Here is a 16777-nt window from a genome sequence, read left to right as displayed (position 1 = left end):
CCCCAGGCCGCTCCCCGTCGTACGGGAAGGCGTCCCGCCTACAGCGGCGGTCCCGCGATCACGGCGACCGGTTCGAGCAGCGGCGTGCCCGAACCGTCCCGCCTCGGGTCGGGCTCCGGCAGCTTCGCCGGGGTGCCGTTCTTCTGGGCGGCCCGTGCCGGGGTGGCGCCCGCCCAGGCGAACACCAGGACGTCCTCGCCCTTCAGGAACCGCTGGCAGCGCACTCCGCCGGTCGCCCGGCCCTTGCGCGGATACTGGTCGAACGGGGTGAGCTTGGACGTCAGCACCGAGTCGTCCAGGGTGCCGTGCGAGCCGGCCACCGTGAACACGATCGCCTCGGCCGCCGGGTCCACCGCCGTGAACGACAGCACCTCGGCCCCGGCCGTCAGCTTGACGCCCGCCATGCCTCCGGCGGGCCGCCCCTGCGGGCGTACCGAGGCCGCCGGGTAGCGGAGCAACTGGGCGTCGGAGGTGATGAACACCAGGTCCTCCTCGCCCGTGCGCAGCTCGGCCGCGCCCACGATGCGGTCACCGTCCTTGAGGGCGATGACCTCCAACTCGTCCTTGTTGGCCGGGTAGTCCGGCACGACGCGTTTCACCACGCCCTGAAGGGTGCCGATCGCGAGGCCCGGCGAGGACTCGTCCAGGGTGGTGAGGCAGATCAGCTCCTCGTCCGCCTCCAGACTGAGGAACTCGGAGATCTGTGCCCCGCCGGAGAGATTCGGCTCCGCGTGCGTGTCCGGCAGCTGCGGCAGGTCGATCACCGAGAGCCGCAGCAGCCGGCCCGTGGAGGTCACCGCCCCGACATCGCCGCGCGCCGTCGCCGCCACCGCCGACACGATCACGTCGTGCTTGGTCCGCCGGGCGTCCTCGGAGATCTCGACCGGCTCCGCGTTCGCCGTGCGGGCCAGCAGGCCCGTCGAGGAGAGCAGCACCCGGCACGGGTCGTCCGCCACCTCCAGCGGCACGGACGCGATCTGCGAACCGGCCGACTCCAGCAGCACCGTGCGCCGGTCCGTGCCGAACTTCTTCGCCACGGCGGCCAGCTCCGAGGAGACCAGCTTGCGCAGCTCCGCGTCCGACTCCAGGATCGCGGTCAGCGCGTCGATCTCGCCGGTGAGCCTGTCCCGCTCGCTCTCCAGCTCGATCCGGTCGAAACGGGTGAGCCGGCGCAGCGGGGTGTCCAGGATGTACTGCGTCTGGATCTCGCTCAGCGAGAAGTGCGCCATCAGGCGCTCCTTCGCCTGCGCGGAGTTGTCGCTGTCCCGGATGATCCGGATGACCTCGTCGATGTCGAGCAGGGCGACGATCAGGCCCTCGACCAGGTGCAGCCGGTCGCGGCGCTTGGTGCGGCGGAACTCGCTGCGCCGACGCACCACCTCGAAGCGGTGGTCGAGGTAGACCTCCAGCAGCTCCTTGAGGCCCAGGGTGAGCGGCTGGCCGTCGACCAGCGCCACGTTGTTGATGCCGAAGGACTCCTCCATCGGCGTCAGCTTGTAGAGCTGCTCCAGCACCGCTTCCGGCACGAAGCCGTTCTTCACCTCGATGACCAGACGCAGTCCGTGCGCCCGGTCGGTGAGGTCCTTGACGTCCGCGATGCCCTGGAGCTTCTTCGCCGAGACCAGGTCCTTGATCTTGGCGATCACCTTCTCCGGACCGACGGTGAAGGGCAGCTCGGTGACGACGAGGCCCTTGCGACGGGCCGTCACGTTCTCCACGGAGACGGTGGCGCGGATCTTGAACGTCCCCCGGCCCGCCGCGTACGCGTCCTTGATGCCGCCCAGCCCGACGATGCGGCCGCCGGTGGGCAGGTCGGGGCCGGGCACGAAGCGCATCAGCGTCTCGACGTCGGCGCCCGGGTGCCTGATCAGGTGCCGGGCGGCGGCGATGACCTCGCCCAGATTGTGCGGGGGCATGTTGGTGGCCATGCCCACGGCGATCCCGGAGACCCCGTTGACCAGGAGGTTGGGGTAGGCGGCGGGGAGGACGACCGGCTCGCGCTCCTGACCGTCGTAGTTCGACTGGAAGTCGACGGTGTCCTCGTCGATCGCCTCGGTCATCAGCGAGGTGGCGTCGGCCATCCGGCACTCGGTGTACCGCATGGCGGCCGGCGGGTCGTCGTTGCCGAGGGAACCGAAGTTGCCGTGGCCGTCGACCAGGGGCAGCCGCATCGAGAACGGCTGGGCCATGCGCACCAGGGCGTCGTAGATCGAGGCGTCGCCGTGCGGGTGCAGCTTGCCCATCACCTCGCCGACGACGCGGGCGCACTTCACATAGCCGCGGTCGGGACGCAGTCCCATCTCGTTCATCTGGGACACGATGCGGCGGTGCACCGGCTTCATGCCGTCGCGGGCGTCGGGCAGGGCCCTGGAGTAGATCACCGAGTACGCGTACTCGAGGAAGGAGCCCTGCATTTCGTCGACGACGTCGATGTCGAGGATCTTCTCCTCGAAGTCGTCCGGCGGCGGGGTCTTCGTGCTACGGCGGGCCATCGCGGCTGCGACTCCTTCACAGATTCTGTTCGGACAACCTGAGCTTGTTCGGTACGACACGAGCTAGTGACGCGGTCCATTGTGGACCGCCGCACTGACAACGCCGACCTCGACCCGTCCGAAGCGGGTCGGGGCGGCGCACCCGCGGCGGCGTCCGCGACACCATCGACGGAACTTCAGCGGAACGGGAACTTCGCCAGCAGCCGGTGCGCTTGCTTAGAGTGGCAGGTCTGGCAGGAAGTCCAGTATCGCGATCGAAGGGACGTACATGCCCATGGGTCACACGGCCACCGCACAGGCCGGCTCCGGCGGCTTGACAGCGACCGAGCACCGCCTGGCCAACGGCCTGCGTGTGGTGCTCTCCGAGGACCATCTGACCCCGGTCGCCGCGGTCTGCCTCTGGTACGACGTCGGCTCGCGCCACGAGGTCAAGGGGCGCACCGGTCTGGCTCACCTCTTCGAGCACCTGATGTTCCAGGGCTCGGGACAGGTCAAGGGGAACGGTCACTTCGAGCTCGTCCAGGGGGCCGGCGGCTCGCTCAACGGGACGACCAGCTTCGAGCGGACCAACTACTTCGAGACCATGCCCACCCACCAGGTGGAACTGGCTCTCTGGCTCGAAGCCGACCGGATGGGCTCCCTCCTCGCCGCGCTCGACGAGGAGTCCATGGAGAACCAGCGCGACGTCGTCAAGAACGAACGCCGCCAGCGCTACGACAACGTGCCCTACGGCACCGCGTTCGAGAAGCTGACCGCCCTCTCCTACCCCGAGGGCCACCCCTACCACCACACCCCGATCGGCTCCATGGCCGACCTGGACGCGGCCACGCTGGAGGACGCCCGCACGTTCTTCCGTACGTACTACGCGCCCAACAACGCGGTGCTCTCGGTGGTCGGCGACATCGACCCCGAGCAGACCCTCGCCTGGATCGAGAAGTACTTCGGCTCCATCCCCTCCCACGACGGCAAGCAGCCGCCGCGCGACGGGACGCTGCCCGAGACCATCGGCGAGCAGCTGCGCGAAGTGGTCCACGAGGAGGTCCCGGCGCGCGCCCTGATGGCCGCCTACCGCCTCCCCCACGACGGCACCCGCGCCTGCGACGCCGCCGACCTGGCGCTCACCGTGTTGGGTGGCGGCGAGTCCTCCCGGCTGCACAACCGCCTGGTCCGCCGCGACCGTACGGCGGTGGCGGCGGGCTTCGGGCTGCTGCGGCTCGCCGGGGCGCCCTCGCTGGGCTGGCTGGACGTGAAGACGTCCGGCGGCGTCGAGGTGGAGCAGATCGAGGCCGCGGTCGACGAGGAGCTGGCCCGGTTCGCCGCCGAGGGGCCCACCCCCGAGGAAATGGAGCGGGCCCAGGCGCAGTTGGAGCGCGAGTGGCTGGACCGGCTCGGCACGGTCGCCGGCCGTGCCGACGAACTGTGCCGCTACGCGGTCCTGTTCGGCGACCCGCAGCTCGCCCTGAGCGCCGTGGGCCGCGTCCTGGACGTCACCGCGGAGGAGGTGCGCGCGGCGGCCGAGGCGGCCCTGCGCCCCGACAACCGGGCGGTGCTGGTGTACGAGCCCATCGAGCCGGCCGACGAGGCCGACGAGGACGCGGCAGGCACCGAGGGCACCGACGCGCACGAGGGGGCGGACAAGTGAGCGACGCCGCCGTGACTGGAGTAGCCATGGAGTACCACCCGCAGCCCACGCCCGGCACGGCCCGCCCCTGGGCCTTCCCGGCGCCCGAGCGCGGCGCCCTGCCCAACGGGCTGACCGTGCTGCGCTGCCACCGCCCCGGCCAGCAGGTCGTCGCGGTGGAGATCTTCCTGGACGCGCCGCTGGAGGCCGAGCCCGAGGGGCTGGACGGCGTGGCCACGATCATGTCGCGGGCGCTCTCCGAGGGCACCGACAAGCACAGCGCCGAGGAGTTCGCCGCCGAGCTGGAGCGCTGTGGCGCTACGCTCGACGCGCACGCCGACCACCCCGGCGTCCGGGTCTCCCTGGAGGTCCCGGCCTCCCGGCTGGCCAAGGCCCTCGGTCTGGTCGCCGAGGCGCTGCGGGCTCCGGCCTTCGCCGAGAGCGAGATCGAGCGCCTCGTCGGCAACCGCCTCGACGAGATCCCGCACGAGCAGGCCAACCCGTCCCGGCGCGCCGCCAAGCAGCTCTCCAAGGAGCTGTTCCCGGCCACCGCCCGGATGTCCCGCCCGCGTCTGGGCACCGAGGAGACGGTCCGGCGGATCGACGATGCCGCCGTGCGTGCCTTCTTCGACGCCCATGTCCGCCCGTCCACCGCGACGGCCGTGATCGTCGGCGACCTGACGGGCATCGACCTGGACGCGCTGCTGGCGGAGACCCTCGGCGACTGGTCGGGCAACGCCGGGCAGACCCGCCCGGTGCCGCCCATCACCGCGAACGACACCGGCCGCGTGGTCATCGTGGACCGGCCCGGCGCGGTCCAGACCCAGCTGCTGATCGGCCGGATCGGCGCCGACCGGCACGAGCGCGTGTGGCCCGCGCAGGTGCTCGGCACGTACTGCCTGGGCGGCACCCTCACTTCCCGGCTGGACCGGGTGCTGCGCGAGGAGAAGGGCTACACCTACGGGGTGCGCGCCTTCGCCCAGGTGCTGCGCTCCAGCGGCCCCGACTCGGGCGGCGCGGCGATGCTCGCGATCAGCGGCTCGGTGGACACGGAGTCCACCGGACCGGCGCTGGACGACCTCTGGAAGGTCCTGCGGACGCTGGCCGCCGAGGGGCTGACCGACGCCGAGCGCGAGACGGCCGTGCAGAACCTGGTGGGCGTCGCCCCGCTGAAGTTCGAGACCGCCGCTTCCGTCGCGAGCACGCTGGCCGACCAGGTCGAGCAGCACCTCCCCGACGACTACCAGGCCCAGCTCTACGCCCGGCTCGCCGAGACGGGCACCGTGGAGGCGACCGCCGCCGTGGTCAGCGCCTTCCCGGTCGACCGGCTGGTCACGGTCCTCGTGGGGGACGCCGCGCAGATCGAGGAGCCCGTGCGGGCGCTCGGCATCGGAGAGGTGTCCGTCGTCACCGGCTGACACATCTGTGGCGCACCGCCGCGAACAGGACCCCGACGGACGAAAGTTCGTCGGGGTTCTCCCTTTTTGCCCGATTGGCGAACTTCACCCGCTTTGGGGGAGAGGTTGCCTGTCTGCCCTGTGGGATGCGCGACAAATCCCCTTGTCCGTTTGGTGATGGGAAGTCGCCCCGCCTACCGTCGGCCCGGCTGTCCGTCACCCGTATGCCGCATCCGCGGCGCCGGGCAGCCATCGCCGAGTCCCCGTCAGGCGCGAGCCTGGGGAGCCGGGGACCCACGCAGTCCCTGGGGTGAATCGGAGGCCCGTGCCGTGACCGGCGCGGGGATCCGTAGGAGACCTTCCTGCTCCGAACCCTCCCCCAAGGCCTAAAGGGCCAGGGGGTGCCCCCTGCTAACCCGGTAGGCGAGAAGGAAGGAAAGGATCAGCCCCTCCATGGCGTTCACCCGTGCCACCGGGAAGCACCGTGCCCCGAGCCGCCGCACGCGCCGCAGCGCCCAGGCCGTCGGCATCGCGGCCCTGGCCACCACCGGAGTCATCGGCTCGATGGCCTCCCCGGCCCTCGCCGCGGACGCCGGGGCCACCGAGGTCGCCGACACCGGTCTCACCCAGGCCATCGCCCTCGACGCCACCCTCGCCGACCAGATCGACGCACAGGCGCAGGCCCAGCAGCGGCAGGCCGACGCGATCGTGAAGGCGAAGGCCGAGGCCGCCGCACAGGCCCGCGCGAAGGCGGCCAAGGCCAAGGCGAAGGCGGAGGCCGAGCGCAAGGCCGAGGCCCGTGCCAAGGAGGTCCGTGAGGAGAAGGCCCGTGCCGCCCGCGCCGCCGAGCGCGCCCGGCTGGGCGCCTTCCACCTCCCGGTGGCCGGCTCGCACGTCACCACCGGCTACAGGGCCGGCGGTTCGCTGTGGTCCTCCGGCAGCCACTCCGGCGTGGACTTCATGGCCCCCTCCGGCAGTTCCGTCGTCGCGGTCGGCGCCGGTACGGTCGTCGAGGCCGGCTGGGGCGGCGCGTACGGCAACAACATCGTGCTCCGGATGACGGACGGCACGTACACCCAGTACGGCCACCTCTCCTCGATCGGCGTCTCCGTCGGCCAGAGCGTCTCCTCCGGCCAGCAGATCGGCCTCTCCGGCTCCACCGGCAACTCCACCGGCCCGCACCTGCACTTCGAGGCCCGCACGACCCCCGACTACGGCTCCGACATGGACCCCGTCGGCTACCTGCGCTCCCACGGTCTGAACGTCTGACCCGCTCCCGCCCGACCCCGCCCGAAGGCCCCGGCACCCGCCGGGGCCTTCGGCAATTCCGGCCTGAAGACATCCATGAATTCCGGCCTGCCATCGGAAATTCCGGCAGATTGCAATAGAGTCACGGATCAGGCGTCGGGCGGCCGCGTTTCGCGGGGGATCAAGGCGGAGGTTCGGACATGCGCATTCCCGCGCATTCGGTATGCACGGCAATCCGTGACGACATCGTCTCCGGTGTCCACGAGCGGGGCAGCCGCCTCACCGAGGAGTTGCTGGCCCGCCGCTACGGGGTCTCCCGCGTCCCGGTCCGCGAGGCCCTGCGCACGCTGGAGTCCGAGGGCTTCGTGGTCACCCGCAGACACGCCGGCGCCTGTGTCGCCGAACCCACCGTGCAGGAGGCGGCCGACCTCCTGGAGATGCGGATGCTCCTGGAGCCACTGGGCGCGGCACGCGCCGCCCAGCGCCGCACGGAAGCCCATCTGAAGGTGCTCCGGGGTCTGGTCAGACTGGGCCAGGAGCGGGCCCGCCGGGGCGAGGGCGAGGATCTGCGCTCACTGGGCGGCTGGTTCCACGAGACCCTCGCCCAGGCCTCCGGCAGCCCCGGCCTCATCGCGCTGCTCACCCAGCTCCGGCACAAGATCGCCTGGATGTACGCGGTCGAGCAGCCGGCCCGCCCGGCCGACGCCTGGGCCGAGCGCGGCGCGATCGTGGACGCCGTGGCGCGCGGCGACGCGGAACGGGCGAGGGCGCTGACCGCTCTGCACGCGGAACGCGCCACCGGGACCCACCGGCTGCGCCGCCCGGATCTGCCGGGGCGGCGCACCGCACCCGTTCCCCGTGTGAGCACCTCGCAACATGACGTAAACACCGCGGGAGTCCGCCATTAACAAGAGAGCCGTATACAAAGAGGAGTGAATTGCGGGGCACCCTGTGTGCTGCCCGAATTATCGATGCGCCGCTATTTATCAAGCGCCGCTATTCCTCGGAAGGCGAAAGAGCCGTGATCCCTTCAAAGGATCACGGCTCTCGCGACTGTCGCATCCGGCCGGGCCGGAGCCGGTGGGGTCAGACAGTCTCGGGAAGTTCTTCCAGGCCCTCGGCGACCAGCTTCGCCAGCCGGTCCAGAGCGGCCTCGGCGTCGTCCGCGTCGGACGCGAGCACGATCTCCTCGCCGCCCTGCGCACCCAGCCCGAGCACGGCGAGCATGGAGGCGGCGTTCACCGGGTTGCCGTCGGCCTTGGCGATCGTCATGGGGACGCCGGAGGCCGTGGCGGCACGGACGAAGATGGAAGCGGGGCGGGCGTGCAGGCCCTCGGCCCAACCGACGTTTACGCGGCGCTCAGCCATGGTTCTGCCCTTCACATATCAACGGTTGTCTAGACCAGTCTCTCATGCAGTGCGCAATGCTGTGCCCGGCCTCCCGTCCGGCCCCGTGCTCCGGCCGCCCCGGTCCGGGCCTCCTCAGACTGCCCCGGCGCCGACCCCGCCGCGACCGGGATCCCCACCGTAGGCTTTGCCCATGGAGCCCACGCCGGAGCAGAGTCCGCATCACGCGTACCCCGACCACTGGGAAGCGGACGTGGTGCTCCGTGACGGTGGCACCGCACGCATCAGGCCGATCACCACGGACGACGCCGCGCGACTGGTCAGCTTCTACGAGCAGGTGTCCGACGAGTCGAAGTACTACCGGTTCTTCGCCCCGTATCCGCGACTGTCCGACCGGGACGTGCACCGCTTCACCCATCACGACTACGTCGACCGGGTGGGACTGGCGGTCACGATCGGCGGCGAGTTCATCGGAACGGTCCGCTTCGACCGCATCAACGACCAGGGCCGCCCCGCCTCCGCCCCCGCCGACGAGGCCGAGGTCGCCTTCCTCGTCCAGGACGCCCACCAGGGCCGGGGAGTCGCCTCGGCCCTGCTCGAACACATCGCCGCGGTCGCCCGCGAGCGCGGCATCCGGCGCTTCGCCGCCGAGGTGCTCCCCGCCAACAACAAAATGATCAAGGTGTTCCGGGACGCCGGCTACACCCAGCGCCGCAGCTTCGAGGACGGCTCCGTCCACCTCACCCTCGACCTCGAACCCACCGAGAAGTCCCTCGCCGTCCAGCGCGGCCGCGAACAGCGCGCCGAGGCCCGCTCGGTGCAGCGTCTGCTCGCCCCCGGCTCCGTCGCGGTCATCGGCACCGGCCGCGCCCCCGGCGGGGTGGGCCGCACGGTCCTGCGCAACCTCCTCGCCTCCGGCTACACCGGCCGTACGTACGCGGTGAACCGCGCCTTCGACGAGGATCTCGCCAGCCTCGACGGGGTCCCCGCCCACCGCTCGCTCGGCGAGATCGACGAGCGGGTCGACCTCGCGGTGATCGCCGTCCCCGCCCACCGGGTCCCCGAGGCCGTCGCCGACTGCGGGGAGCACGGTGTCCAGGGCCTGGTCGTCCTCTCCGCCGGATACGCCGAGCGGGGTGCCGAGGGCCGCGAACTCCAGCGCGAACTGGTCCGCCAGGCCCGTTCGTACGGCATGCGGATCATCGGCCCGAACGCCTTCGGCGTCATCAACACCGCCGAGTCCGTCCGGCTGAACGCCTCGCTCGCCCCCGAGTCGCCCGCCCGCGGCCGGATCGGCCTGTTCACCCAGTCCGGCGCGATCGGCATCGCCCTGCTCTCCGGCCTCCACCGGCGTGGCGCGGGTCTGTCCTCGTTCATCTCCGCCGGCAACCGGGCCGATGTCTCCGGCAACGACGTCCTCCAGTACTTCTTCGAGGACCCGGACACCGACGTCGCCCTGCTCTACCTCGAATCGCTCGGCAACCCCCGCAAGTTCACCCGCCTCGCCCGCCGCACCGCCGCGGTGAAGCCCGTCGTCGTGGTCAAGGGCGCCCGGCACAGCGGCTCCACCCCGCCCGGCCACGCGGTCCCGGTCAGCCGCATCCCCGACGCCACGGTCTCCGCGCTGATGCGCCAGGCCGGTGTCATCCGGGTCGACACCGTGACCGAGATGGTCGACGCCGGACTCCTGCTGGCGGGCCAGCCGCTCCCGGCCGGCCCCCGGGTCGCCATCCTCGGCAACTCCGAGTCCCTCGGCCTCCTGACGTACGACGCCTGCCTGGCCGAGGGGCTGCGCCCGCGCCCGCCGATCGACCTCACCACGGCCGCCTCCCCGCAGGACTTCCGGGACGCGCTGGCCGAGGCGCTGGCGGACGGGACCTGCGACGCCGTGATCGTCACCGCCATCCCGTGGGTGGGGGAGAACGGGGAGGCCGAGACCGGCGACGGCGAGGTGCTGGCCGCCGCCCTGCACAAGGCCGTGGCCGGAGGCTCGGCCAAGCCGGTGGCGGTCGTGCACGTCGAGATCGGCGGCCTCGCCGAGGCACTGGCCGCCGCATCCAGCACGGCCGCGCCACGCCCCCGCACGGTGACACCCGCCGCCCAGGCCCCCACCGCGACCGGCCCGGCCACTGGCCCGGGTACGGGTACGGGCGCGGCCACGGCCACGGCCACGGCCACGGGTACGGGCACCGGCGGTACCGGCACAGGCCCGGGTACGGGCACCGCCCCGGCCACGCCCGCCGACCGGAAAGCGAGCACCACCCCGGAAGCAAGCACCACCCCGGAAGCCCCCGGCGCCCCGGAAGCAAGCACCACCCCCGAAACCCCCGAAACCCCCGAAGCCACCACCACCGGCCCCGGCCGCATCCCCGCCTACCCCGCCGCCGAACGCGCCGTACGGGCCCTCGCCGAGAGCGTGAAGTACGCCCAGTGGCGGCGTCAGGCGGCCGTGCCCGGCAAGATCCCCGAGTTCCTCGACGACACCATCGACGAGCCCGGGGCCGCCGCCCTGATCGAGGCACAGCTCGCCACCGCCCCCGACCCGCGCGGGCGCCCCCTCACCCACGACGAGGCCCGCGAACTGCTCGGCCGCTACGGCATCGCCGTCCTCCCCACCCTGCCCGCCCCGGACCCCGCGGCGGCCGTCGCCGCGGCGGCCCGGCTCGGCTACCCCGTCGCGCTGAAGACCACCGCGCCCCACCTGCGCCACCGCGCCGACCTCGGCGGGGTCCGCCTCGACCTCGCCGACGAGGAGGCGCTGCGCCGGGCGTACGGAGAGCTGACCGACCTCCTCGGCAAGCCCGCCGAACTGCTCCCCGTCATCCAGGCGATGGCTCCGCGCGGCGTGGACACCGTCGTGCGGGCCTCCATCGACGCGGCCGCCGGGGCAGTCCTCTCCTTCGGCCTCGCGGGCGCGCCCTCCGAACTGCTCGGCGACACCGCGCACCGGCTGGTCCCCGCCACCGACCGCGACGCCGCCGAGCTGATCCGGTCCATCAGAGCGGCCCCGGTGCTGTTCGGCTGGCGGGGTTCGGCCCCGGTCGACACGGCCGCGCTCGAAGAACTGCTGCTGCGGCTGTCCCGGCTGGTCGACGACCACCCCGAGGTGGTCTCCGTCGCCCTCGAACCGGTCGTCGTCGCCCCGCACGGAGTGACCGTGCTCGGCGCGAGCGTCCGGCTCGCCCCGCCGCCCGCCCGGGGCGACCTCGGTCCCCGCCGCCTTCCGAACTACTGAGGCCCACCGGGGCGTCCCCGGCAGTCACCGGTCCGCCGTAGGATGGTCCTCATGGCTAAGACCGGTACGACGACCCAGGGGCTGCGCGCGGCGATCGAGCGCAGCGGCTACTACCCGGCCCTCGTGGCCGAGGCGGTGGAGGCCGCCGTCGGCGGGGAACCGGTCGCTTCGTACCTGGTGCACCAGGAGACCACGTTCGACTCCAACGAGGTGCGCCGTCATGTGACGGTCCTCGTCCTGACCGAGCACCGGTTCATCGTCAGCCACACCGACGAGCAGGCCGCCGACACCAGCTCGCCGACGCCGTACGCCACCACCTCCACCGAGTCGGTCAAGCTGGAGCGGATCTCCTCCGTCGTGGTCAGCCGCGTCGTGGCCAACCCGGAGAAGTACGTCCCGGGCACCCTGCCCCGCGAGGTCGTCCTCACCATCGGCTGGGGCGCGGTCTCCCGGATCGACCTGGAGCCCGCCGCCTGCGGCGACACGAACTGCGAGGCCGACCACGGCTACACCGGCAGCTCCACCGCCGACGACCTGAGCCTGCGGGTCAGCGAGGCCGGTGACGGCCCCGACGCCGTGCGCCAGACCCTCGCCTTCGCCCAGTCGCTCTCCGAGGCCACGGCCGCCACCGCGGCGACCGGCCGCTGATGGCCCAGCCCGTCTGGCAGGACCCCGTCCCGCTGTCCCTCGACACCGCGCCCGTGCCCGAGTACGGCAGCGGATCGCTCGCCGACCTGCTGCCGACGCTCGTCGCCGGACAGGAGGTGCCGGGGTTCACCGCCGCGATCCCCGAGCTGAGTCCGGCCGACCGCAACTGCGTCTTCCTGATCGACGGACTCGGCTGGGAGCAGATCATCGCGCACCCGGACGAGGCGCCGTTCCTGCACTCGCTGCTCCCCACCTCGCGCGGCGGCACCGGCCGCCCGCTCACCGCGGGCTTCCCCTCCACCACCGCGACCTCGCTCGCCTCGGTCGGCACGGGGCTGCCGCCCGGCGAGCACGGCCTGCCCGGCTACACCGCGCGCAACCCGGAGACCGGCGAGCTGATGAACCAGCTCCGCTGGAGGCCGTGGACGTCGCCGAAGGTCTGGCAGCCCTACCCCACGGTCTTCCAGCTCGCCGACGCCGCGGGCGTGCACACCGCGCAGGTCTCCGCGCCGACGTTCGAGCAGACCCCCCTCACCAAGGTCGCGCTCAGCGGAGGCTCCTTCCTCGGCCGGCTGTCCGGCGAGGAGCGGATGGACGTCGCCGCCCAGCGCCTGGCCGCCGGCGACCGCTCGCTCGTCTACACGTACTACAGCGAGGTCGACGGCAAGGGCCACCGCTTCGGCACCGACTCCGACGCCTGGCGCGGTCAGCTGATGTACGTCGACGGGCTCGCCCGACGCCTCGCCGAGCAGCTCCCGCCGCGCTCCGCGCTCTACATCACCGCCGACCACGGCATGATCGACATCCCGTTCGACGAGCAGTCCCGGATCGACTTCGACGAGGACTGGGAGCTGCGCGCGGGTGTCGCCCTCCTCGGCGGCGAGGGCCGCGCCCGCCATGTGTACGCGGTGCCGGGCGCGCACGCGGACGTCCTGGCCGTCTGGCGCGAGGTGCTCGGCGAGCAGTTCTGGATCGCGAGCCGGGACGAGGCCATCGCGGCGGGCTGGTTCGGGCCGACGGTCGACGAGCGGGTGTACGGACGGATCGGCGACGTGGTCGCCGCCGCCCACGACGACGTGATCATCACGGCCTCCGTCAACGAGCCGCACGAGTCGGCGATGGCCGGCGTGCACGGCTCCCTGACCCCCGTGGAACAGCTCGTTCCGCTCCTCGAAGTACGCTCCTAGCCCCCTCCCGCCGTACCCGCCCCCCTCCGAAAGGTGCTCGACCTCTCATGCCCGAGCTGGTGTTCTTCTCCGGAACCATGGACTGCGGAAAGAGCACGCTGGCCCTGCAGATCGGTCACAACCGCTCGGCACGCGGGCTCCAGGGTGTGATCTTCACCCGGGACGACCGCGCGGGGGAGGGCAAGCTCTCCTCCCGGCTCGGCCTGGTGACGAACGCCGTCGAGGCCGAGGAGGGCATGGACCTGTACGCGCACATCGTCGGCCGGGTCAGCCGGGGCGGCCGGGTCGACTACGTGATCGTGGACGAGGCACAGTTCCTCGCCCCCGACCAGATCGACCAACTGGCCCGCGTCGTCGACGATCTGGGGCTCGACGTCTTCGCCTTCGGCATCACCACCGACTTCCGCACCAAGCTGTTCCCCGGCTCCCAGAGGCTGATCGAACTGGCCGACCGCATAGAGGCGCTCCAGGTCGAGGCGCTCTGCTGGTGCGGCGCCCGCGCCACGCACAACGCCCGTACGGTGGACGGCGAGATGGTCGTCGAGGGCGCCCAGGTCGTCGTCGGTGACGTCAACCGGCAGGCGGGCGAGGTCGGTTACGAGGTGCTGTGCCGCCGGCACCACCAGCGCAGAACGACCGGTGCGGCGGCACGTGCGGGCACACTGTCGCCGGACGTTCTGCCGGTCGCTCCCGACCAGCCACGGTGTCATCAGGCGGGCTGATCGACGAAGCCCTGCGGCCGGTGCCGGTGAGCCCGCACCGGTTGGCAGGCAGCGGAGCTGTCGTGGGCCGGGAGGTTTCCGGCCGCCATGACCAGTCGTGAAACCCGTCTCGTACCTGCGTTCTTGAGCGGGGGCGCAGGTCACCGGCAGTGCCCCGCACGGCTGGATCTGTGCGACGGCCAGAGGGGCACGTTGCCGCCCGGGGGTGTGGCTGTCAGCATTCCGGAGCATGCACGACGCGGCGGCCGGGGCAACGGGTCAGACCCCGGGCCGGGCCCCCACCCGTTGGTTCTGCCCGTAGGACGACCAACAAGGAGTGCTCACCCCATGGTGCGATCGAAACTGCGGATGCTGCTGCTCGGCCTCGTCGGAGCCTTCGCTCTGCTCGGCGCAGTCATTGCCCCCGCGACGGCCACGCCTGCCGCCGCACCCAACGCCTCGTCCGGCACCGCGGCCGCCGGGTTCTGGTCCTGCACGATTCCGCCCGGCTACGTGTATACGAACACGCAGTCCACTCTGAGCTGTTCCACCAGCGGCTTCAGAACGCAGTACTACGTGCAGCCTCCCCAGGACGGACTGTGGGCCTGCACGACCGCTTCCGGCTTCACCTACACGAACACGCAGTCCACTCTGAGCTGCTCGACCGGCAGCGGATTCCGCACCAAGTACTACCTGAAGACTCCGAAGACCGGTTTGTGGGCCTGCACGGTGCCTTCCGGCTTCACCTACACGAACACACAGTCCACTCTGAGCTGCTCGACCGGCAGCGGATTCCGCACCAAGTACTACCTGCGGGCCCTGTGACGGCCCACTGACCGGACAGGGTGCGGTTCCTGGCCGGAGATCCGGTGCGGAACCGCACCCCGCGCCTACCACGGGGGCGGCTGCTGCTTCATGGGGTCATCCCGCGGGCGGCCCGGACCAGCCGGAGGGCACTTCGACGGCCATGCCGACGAGACGGGCGCGAGCGGGTTCGGCGCGATGGACGCTCCTGGCCGTGGGAGAACCCTCACCTTTCGCCGGGCCCGCTCCCGGCGGACCGGATGACCGTGAACACGGCCCCTTCCGGATCCGCGACCGTCGCCAGCCGGCCGCTCGAACCCTCGCGCGGCGGCTGCAGGATGCGCCCGCCCAGCTCCACCACCCGGGCCGCGGTCAGGTCGGTGTCGGCGACTTCGAAGTACGTCATCCAGTGCGGCCCCCGGTCGCGCGGCAGCGCGTGGCCGACCCCGTGCAGGGACGCCACCGGGACGTCGTCCAGGTGCAGGGTCTGGTAGTCGAAGTCGGCCGAGACGACCGCCTCCGTCTCGTAGCCGAAGACCGTCTGGTAGAACTTCGCGACCATCGAGGTCTCCTGGGTCACCAACTCGTTCCAGACGGGGGTGCCGGGCACGCCCGCCGTCATCGTGCCGATGTGCTCCGCGCCCTGCCAGATGCCGAAGACCGCCCCGCTCGGGTCCGAGGCGATGGCGAGCCGCCCGGCCTCGCCCGCGTCCAGCGGGCCGACCGCGACCGTCCCGCCGCAGGAGCGGATGGCCTCCGCGGTGGCGTCGGCGTCGTCCGTGGCCAGGTAGGTGGTCCACGCGATCGGGAGATGCCGGTCGGGCGGCAGCTGGCCGATGCCCGCGACCTCCTTCCCGTGCAGCAGCCCGCGGACGTAGGGGCCCAGCTGCTCGGGGCCCGGCCGGAACTCCCAGTCGAACAGGGCTCCGTAGAACTCCTGCGTCGCGGTCAGGCCGTGCACGATCAGACTCACCCAGCAAGGTGTTCCGGGCGTACGCCGGGCGGCAGCCTCGGTCATCGTCTTCTCTCTCCTCGGACCGTTGTGGTGGCCGTGCGGGGGAACGGGACAGGTACGCCGTCCCGGGTCGGGAAGCGGTCCGCGTGCCCCGTGCAGATGCTTGCACCCCCGGGCGCGGGAGGCGTACCGGCCGCGCCGCGTCGACCGGGTTCTCGGCGAAGGACGGCCGGATTCCCGCCGGCCGTCCCCGGTGACGCTGTTACGGGTGCCAGGGCCGCTGCGCGAGGATGGCACCCATGAAGCCCATCATCACCGCATCCGAATGCGCGAGCGAGTCGGCCGGGCCGCGGCCGCCGGTGCTCCTGGACGTCCGCTGGCAGCTCGGCGGCCCCGACGGCCGCCCCGACTACGAGGCCGGCCATCTGCCCGGCGCGGTCTACGTCGACCTCGATACGGAACTGGCCGGTCCGGCGGGCGACGGCGGCCGCCACCCCCTCCCGGATCCGGAGGCCTTCGGGTCCGCGATGCGCCGGGCCGGGGTCGGCCAGGACACCCCCGTCGTGGTGTACGACGGCGGCCAGGGCTGGGCCGCGGCGCGAGCCTGGTGGCTGCTGCGCTGGACGGGACACCAGGACGTACGGGTCCTGGACGGCGGCCTCGCCGCCTGGACGGGCGGCCTCTCCACCGAGATCCCGCACCCCGCCGAGGGCGATTTCCGGCCGAAGCCCGGGTCCCTGCCCACGCTGGACGCGGAAAGTGCGGCGGCCTTCGCCCGGTCGGGTCTGCTGCTGGACGCCCGCGCGGCGGAGCGCTACCGGGGCGATGTGGAGCCGATCGACCGTGTCGGCGGCCACATCCCGGGGGCCGTCTCCGCGCCGACCACGTCGAACGTCGACGAGGACGGGCGCTACCTTCCGCCCGAGCGGCTCGCCGCCCGGTTCGCCGGACTGGGGGCGGAGGGAAGCCCCGAGGGTGTGGGCGTCTACTGCGGATCCGGGGTCTCCGGCGCGCACGAGGTGCTGGCCCTGGAGATCGCGGGCTTCCGCGGCGTGCTGTACCCCGGCTCCTGGTCCGAGTGGTCCTCGGACCCCTCCCGGCCGGTCGCCACCGGGCCCGAGCCCCAGTAGTCCCGCCGCGCG

At 72.3% G+C, this 16777-nt stretch carries 13 protein-coding genes; 10 read left to right on the top strand and 3 right to left on the bottom strand.

Annotation, left to right across the window (positions count from 1 at the left end; genetic code table 11):
- Window positions 1-38 precede the first annotated feature (38 nt).
- Window positions 39-2492: a DNA topoisomerase (ATP-hydrolyzing) subunit A gene (locus ACGF2Y_RS23040; protein ID WP_392950510.1), complete on the bottom strand. Its 2454-nt coding sequence runs from the start codon at window positions 2490-2492 to the stop codon at window positions 39-41.
- A 268-nt stretch (window positions 2493-2760) separates the two neighbouring features.
- Between ACGF2Y_RS23040 and ACGF2Y_RS23035 the strand changes: the two genes are divergently transcribed.
- The 4 genes from ACGF2Y_RS23035 (at window position 2761) to ACGF2Y_RS23020 (ending at window position 7666) form a co-directional block, all read left to right on the top strand.
- Window positions 2761-4134, top strand: coding sequence for a M16 family metallopeptidase (locus ACGF2Y_RS23035; protein ID WP_392950507.1), 1374 nt, complete (start codon window positions 2761-2763; stop codon window positions 4132-4134).
- Between the two features lie 26 nt (window positions 4135-4160).
- Window positions 4161-5531, top strand: coding sequence for a M16 family metallopeptidase (locus tag ACGF2Y_RS23030; RefSeq protein WP_392950504.1), 1371 nt, complete (start codon window positions 4161-4163; stop codon window positions 5529-5531).
- Window positions 5532-5963: 432 nt separating this feature from the next.
- Complete coding sequence (locus ACGF2Y_RS23025) at window positions 5964-6779, top strand: M23 family metallopeptidase (RefSeq protein WP_392950502.1); 816 nt, start codon at window positions 5964-5966, stop codon at window positions 6777-6779.
- 179 nt (window positions 6780-6958) lie between these two features.
- Window positions 6959-7666: a GntR family transcriptional regulator gene (locus tag ACGF2Y_RS23020; protein WP_392950499.1), complete on the top strand. Its 708-nt coding sequence runs from the start codon at window positions 6959-6961 to the stop codon at window positions 7664-7666.
- A 178-nt stretch (window positions 7667-7844) separates the two neighbouring features.
- Here the strand turns inward: ACGF2Y_RS23020 and ACGF2Y_RS23015 are convergent, their stop codons facing one another.
- Window positions 7845-8126 (bottom strand): HPr family phosphocarrier protein, encoded by a 282-nt coding sequence (locus ACGF2Y_RS23015; protein ID WP_360778346.1) that lies wholly within the window; start codon window positions 8124-8126, stop codon window positions 7845-7847.
- A 172-nt stretch (window positions 8127-8298) separates the two neighbouring features.
- On the opposite strand from ACGF2Y_RS23015, the gene ACGF2Y_RS23010 reads away from it, so the two are divergent.
- From ACGF2Y_RS23010 to ACGF2Y_RS22990, 5 genes are all read left to right on the top strand, one after another.
- Window positions 8299-11340: a GNAT family N-acetyltransferase gene (locus ACGF2Y_RS23010; protein ID WP_392950495.1), complete on the top strand. Its 3042-nt coding sequence runs from the start codon at window positions 8299-8301 to the stop codon at window positions 11338-11340.
- Between the two features lie 51 nt (window positions 11341-11391).
- Window positions 11392-11988: a DUF5998 family protein gene (locus ACGF2Y_RS23005; RefSeq protein WP_047179211.1), complete on the top strand. Its 597-nt coding sequence runs from the start codon at window positions 11392-11394 to the stop codon at window positions 11986-11988.
- Window positions 11988-13175 (top strand): alkaline phosphatase family protein, encoded by a 1188-nt coding sequence (locus tag ACGF2Y_RS23000; protein ID WP_392950492.1) that lies wholly within the window; start codon window positions 11988-11990, stop codon window positions 13173-13175. The genes ACGF2Y_RS23005 and ACGF2Y_RS23000 overlap by 1 nt, the downstream gene beginning before the upstream one ends.
- Before the next feature lie 47 nt (window positions 13176-13222).
- Window positions 13223-13897 (top strand): thymidine kinase, encoded by a 675-nt coding sequence (locus ACGF2Y_RS22995; RefSeq protein ID WP_392950489.1) that lies wholly within the window; start codon window positions 13223-13225, stop codon window positions 13895-13897.
- A 327-nt stretch (window positions 13898-14224) separates the two neighbouring features.
- Window positions 14225-14701 carry a hypothetical protein gene (locus ACGF2Y_RS22990; RefSeq protein ID WP_392950487.1) on the top strand — a complete coding sequence of 159 codons (477 nt, stop codon included), beginning with the start codon at window positions 14225-14227 and terminating at the stop codon, window positions 14699-14701.
- Window positions 14702-14906: 205 nt separating this feature from the next.
- On the opposite strand, the gene ACGF2Y_RS22985 is transcribed toward ACGF2Y_RS22990, so the two are convergent.
- The gene (locus ACGF2Y_RS22985) at window positions 14907-15698 is read right to left on the bottom strand and encodes a VOC family protein (RefSeq protein WP_392950485.1); all 792 of its coding nucleotides are present in this window, start codon (window positions 15696-15698) and stop codon (window positions 14907-14909) included.
- 236 nt (window positions 15699-15934) lie between these two features.
- Between ACGF2Y_RS22985 and ACGF2Y_RS22980 the strand changes: the two genes are divergently transcribed.
- The gene (locus tag ACGF2Y_RS22980) at window positions 15935-16765 is read left to right on the top strand and encodes a sulfurtransferase (RefSeq protein ID WP_392950483.1); all 831 of its coding nucleotides are present in this window, start codon (window positions 15935-15937) and stop codon (window positions 16763-16765) included.
- Window positions 16766-16777 lie beyond the last annotated feature (12 nt).

The organism is Streptomyces sp. NPDC048142 (assembly GCF_043202835.1).
Lineage (GTDB): Bacteria > Actinomycetota > Actinomycetes > Streptomycetales > Streptomycetaceae > Streptomyces.
The sequence above is the reverse complement of the archived record's forward strand: the minus strand, read 5'-3'. Positions and strand labels throughout refer to the sequence as shown.

Bases quoted from the DNA above. Each gene is read 5' to 3' on its own strand.
- ACGF2Y_RS23015 (WP_360778346.1), bottom strand. From the start codon at position 8,126: ATGGCTGAGCGCCGCGTAAACGTCGGTTGGGCCGAGGGCCTGCACGCC.
- ACGF2Y_RS23000 (WP_392950492.1), top strand. From the start codon at position 11,988: ATGGCCCAGCCCGTCTGGCAGGACCCCGTCCCGCTGTCCCTCGACACC.
- ACGF2Y_RS22990 (WP_392950487.1), top strand. From the start codon at position 14,225: ATGGTGCGATCGAAACTGCGGATGCTGCTGCTCGGCCTCGTCGGAGCC.
- ACGF2Y_RS23040 (WP_392950510.1), bottom strand. From the start codon at position 2,492: ATGGCCCGCCGTAGCACGAAGACCCCGCCGCCGGACGACTTCGAGGAG.
- ACGF2Y_RS23030 (WP_392950504.1), top strand. From the start codon at position 4,161: ATGGAGTACCACCCGCAGCCCACGCCCGGCACGGCCCGCCCCTGGGCC.
- ACGF2Y_RS23010 (WP_392950495.1), top strand. From the start codon at position 8,299: ATGGAGCCCACGCCGGAGCAGAGTCCGCATCACGCGTACCCCGACCAC.
- ACGF2Y_RS22985 (WP_392950485.1), bottom strand. From the start codon at position 15,698: ATGACCGAGGCTGCCGCCCGGCGTACGCCCGGAACACCTTGCTGGGTG.
- ACGF2Y_RS23035 (WP_392950507.1), top strand. From the start codon at position 2,761: ATGCCCATGGGTCACACGGCCACCGCACAGGCCGGCTCCGGCGGCTTG.
- ACGF2Y_RS23025 (WP_392950502.1), top strand. From the start codon at position 5,964: ATGGCGTTCACCCGTGCCACCGGGAAGCACCGTGCCCCGAGCCGCCGC.
- ACGF2Y_RS22995 (WP_392950489.1), top strand. From the start codon at position 13,223: ATGCCCGAGCTGGTGTTCTTCTCCGGAACCATGGACTGCGGAAAGAGC.
- ACGF2Y_RS22980 (WP_392950483.1), top strand. From the start codon at position 15,935: ATGAAGCCCATCATCACCGCATCCGAATGCGCGAGCGAGTCGGCCGGG.
- ACGF2Y_RS23020 (WP_392950499.1), top strand. From the start codon at position 6,959: ATGCGCATTCCCGCGCATTCGGTATGCACGGCAATCCGTGACGACATC.
- ACGF2Y_RS23005 (WP_047179211.1), top strand. From the start codon at position 11,392: ATGGCTAAGACCGGTACGACGACCCAGGGGCTGCGCGCGGCGATCGAG.